Genomic DNA, 963 nt, shown 5'->3' on the forward strand with positions numbered 1-963 from the left:
CTTAAACTCTTGTGAATACCTTGTACCTCTTGCCATAACCATTCTCCTCTCTTGATCTATGACTATCATATAATATTTATTGAAAATGGTCATGTTTATTTTGTACTATTTATATTCTAACATCATCCCCATTTTTCAATTATTTATATACAAAACAACCTATTATGAGCTGCCTGCAAAGACAGTTTTACAATCTGCATTCAGTAATTCATATGAATTATATTGAACAAAACATGCACAAAATGATATTTTTTTATGATAGTCTTTTTAAGAAAAATTAAGTATGCTATGAGAAATTTTAGAAATGAAGTCTATGGAGATTATATCCGCTATACCCATTCATCTGTCATTCCATTTTCGATTTTAAAAACTATACTTGACGCAAAATGACTATTGTAGTAGTATAATTATATGATTACTATTTCAGTAGTCATTTCATGCATGAAGGGAGCTTTTAAATGAACGTTAAATTATTTGATTCTGAACAAAAAGTAATGGAAGTATTATGGCGGGAGGGAAATCTGCATGCTGGCCAAATTGCAGAAATCCTAAAAGAAGAAATTGGCTGGAACCGGAATACCACCTACACTGTGATCAAAAAATGTATCGAAAAAGGAGCAATTGAACGACAGGAACCAAAGTTTTTCTGCAAAACGCTGATTACCAGGGAGCAGATACAGAAAGCAGAAACCAATGAACTGATCAATAAACTTTTTGATGGTTCCAAAATGCAGTTTTTTTCTGCTTTTCTTTCAGAAGACAAACTTTCCAAAGAGGAGATCTCTGAATTAAAAGAACTAGTCAACAAGCTGAAATAAATCAGATGGAGGTACTATAATAATGGGACAGTTATTATCAATGAATCTCACAGCCAGTTTCCTGATTCTGGTGATATTACTGCTTCGACACTTTTGCGGCAGAATACTGTCGAGAAGATGTTTTGTATGGCTGAGTATGATCGTG

Annotated in this window: 1 protein-coding gene; it reads left to right on the forward strand. The window is 32.9% G+C overall.

Annotated features, from left to right (window positions below; genetic code table 11):
* Positions 1-458 precede the first annotated feature (458 nt).
* A complete protein-coding gene (locus H8716_RS17470) occupies positions 459-818 on the forward strand; it encodes a BlaI/MecI/CopY family transcriptional regulator (RefSeq protein ID WP_249310232.1) in 360 nt (119 codons plus the stop codon).
* The last annotated feature ends 145 nt before the right edge of the window (positions 819-963 follow it).

Origin of the sequence: Jingyaoa shaoxingensis, assembly GCF_014385005.1 — a bacterium.
Lineage (GTDB): Bacteria > Bacillota > Clostridia > Lachnospirales > Lachnospiraceae > Marvinbryantia > Marvinbryantia shaoxingensis.

Bases quoted from the DNA above. Each gene is read 5' to 3' on its own strand.
- H8716_RS17470 (WP_249310232.1), top strand. From the start codon at position 459: ATGAACGTTAAATTATTTGATTCTGAACAAAAAGTAATGGAAGTATTA.